This is a genomic window from Actinosynnema sp. (genome assembly GCF_052038725.1).
Genome location: NZ_JBQGCX010000637.1, coordinates 1 through 2,354 on the forward strand (window position 1 = coordinate 1; position 2,354 = coordinate 2,354).

Annotated in this window: 2 protein-coding genes; both read right to left on the minus strand. The window is 72.4% G+C overall.

The features are described 5' to 3' along the window. A partial coding sequence (locus tag ACTUAL_RS13520; RefSeq protein WP_440900481.1) for a histidine kinase N-terminal domain-containing protein occupies window positions 1–208 on the minus strand: 208 nt, incomplete at its 3' end. Between the two features lie 25 nt (window positions 209–233). After that, a partial coding sequence (locus tag ACTUAL_RS13525) for an NAD-glutamate dehydrogenase domain-containing protein (protein WP_440900482.1) occupies window positions 234–2,354 on the minus strand: 2,121 nt, incomplete at its 5' end.

Consider the following 2,354-nt stretch of genomic DNA (forward strand, 5'->3'; position numbering starts at 1 on the left):
GCCCGGTGGGCGGGCGCGCGTGCGCGGCCAGCAGCCACGGCGACAGGTGCTGGTCCTGGTCGTCGTCCATCGCGACGGGGATCCACAGGGTCAGGTCCGCGAACGACAGGTCCGCCACCATCTGCCAGTCGCCGACCAGCCGGTGCAGCCAGTCGACGTCGGCCGGGGACAGCGTCGTCCGCGAGAGGGTGTCACGCAGCGTCGGCACGCACGCACCCTACCTGCGCAGCGGCTCAGTCACCGGCCGACCCCTGGCGGACGAGACCGCGCAGCGTGCGCAGCGCCACCGAGAGGGGCGCCAGCCCGGGCTCGTCCATCTCGCCGACGGTGTGCAGCAGCTGGCTGGTCCGGGTCAGGGCCTCGCGGTGCTCGGCCATCCCGTCCGCGACCCGCTCGACCGAGGCCGAGCCCGGCGTGGTCCGCTCGGCGACCGTGCGGGTCAGACCGCGCATGACGCCGTAGATGTCGTCGCGCAGCGCGCCGCGGGCCAGCGAGGACCACCGGTCGGTGCGCGGCAGGTTCGACACGTGGGTGAGCATCGCGTCCAGGCCGAAGGCCTCGGACACCCCGAAGTAGACCGCCGCCACCTCCTCGACGTCACGCTCCATCTCCATCGACAGCTCGGTGATGTCGAGCAGGGAGAAGCGGTCCAGCGCCGAGGCGTAGGCGTCGGCGAGGTCGTCGGGCACCCCGCGCTCGCGCGCCCACGCGGCGTTGGCCTCGAAGCGCTCGAGCTCCGAGCCCTGGAGCAGCTCGCGCAGCCGCGGCGTGAGGGCCTGCACCGGCCCGGCGAAGCGCTCGATCTCGGCCTCCATGCCGCTGCTGAGCGAGCGGTTGGACAGGAACCAGCGCAGCGCCCGGTCCACGAGCCGGCGGAACTCCAGGTACAGCTCGGACTGGGTCGCGGTGTCGACCTCGTTGTCCAGCGCCTCGACCGCCGCCGTGTAGGCGCCGAGGTCGAAGACCGCGCGCACGACGTGGAAGGCACGGGCGATCTGCACCAGGGTGGCGCCGGTCTCGTCCTGAGCCCGGTAGGCGAAGCTCACCCCGCCGCGGTTGACGATGGCGTTGGCGATCTCGTTGACCACGATCTGGCGGCGCAGCGGGTGGGCCAGCAGGGACTCGCGGGCCACCTCGCGCAGCGGCGCCGGGAAGTAGTCCAGCAGCGTGTCCTCCATGGCCGGGTCGTCGGCGAGCTCGCTGTCGGCCAGCGCCTCCTTCAGGCCCAGCTTGGCGTAGGCGACGAGCACCGAGAACTCGGGGCTGGTCAGCCCCTGGCCGTCCTTGGCGCGCCGCTCCCACTCCTTGCGGTCGGGGAGGAACTCCAGGGCGGGGTCCAGCCCGGCGGTCTGGGACAGGTAGCGCACCAGCCGCTGGTGGACCGCCAGCATGGCCTCCTTCTGGTGCCGGGCGTTGCCGAGGAGGACGTTCTGGTCGTAGTTGTGCCGCAGCACCTTGGCCGCGACCTCCTCGGTCATCGACTCCAGGAGGGTGTTGCGCTCCTCGAGGGTCATCGAGCCGTCGTGGACGAGCGGGGTCAGCGCGATCTTGATGTTGACCTCGTGGTCCGAGCTGTCCACGCCGGCGCTGTTGTCGATCGCGTCGGTGTTGACGTGGACGCCGTGCAGGGCCGCCTCGACGCGCCCGCGCTGGGACAGGCCGAGGTTGCCGCCCTCGCCGACGACCCGCACCCGCAGGTCGCGGCCGTCGACCCGGATCGCGTCGTTGCCGCGGTCGCCGATCTCGGCGTGCGTCTCGGTGGAGGCCTTGACGTAGGTCCCGATGCCGCCGTTCCACAGCAGGTCGGCCGGCGCGCGCAGGATGGCGTGCAGCAGCTCGGCGGGCGTCATGGTCGAGACGCCGTCCTCGAGGCCCAGCGCCTCGCGCACCTGCGGGCTGACCGGCACCTTCTTGGCGGTGCGCGGGTAGACGCCGCCGCCCTCGCTGATGAGCGAGGTGTCGTAGTCGGCCCAGCTGGAGCGCGGCAGCGCGAACATCCGCGCGCGCTCGGCGTAGGAGCGGGCCGCGTCGGGGTCGGGGTCGAGGAAGATGTGGCGGTGGTCGAAGGCGGCCACGAGGCGGATGTGCTCGGACAGCAGCATCCCGTTGCCGAAGACGTCGCCGCTCATGTCGCCCACGCCGACGACCGTGAAGTCCTCGCGCTGGGTGTCCAGCCCGAGCTCGCGGAAGTGGCGCTTGACCGACTCCCACGCGCCGCGGGCGGTGATGCCCATCTCCTTGTGGTCGTACCCCGCCGAGCCGCCGGAGGCGAAGGCGTCGTCGAGCCAGAAGCCGTAGGACTGCGCGATGCCGTTGGCGAGGTCGGAGAAGGTCGCCGTGCCCTTGTCGGCGGC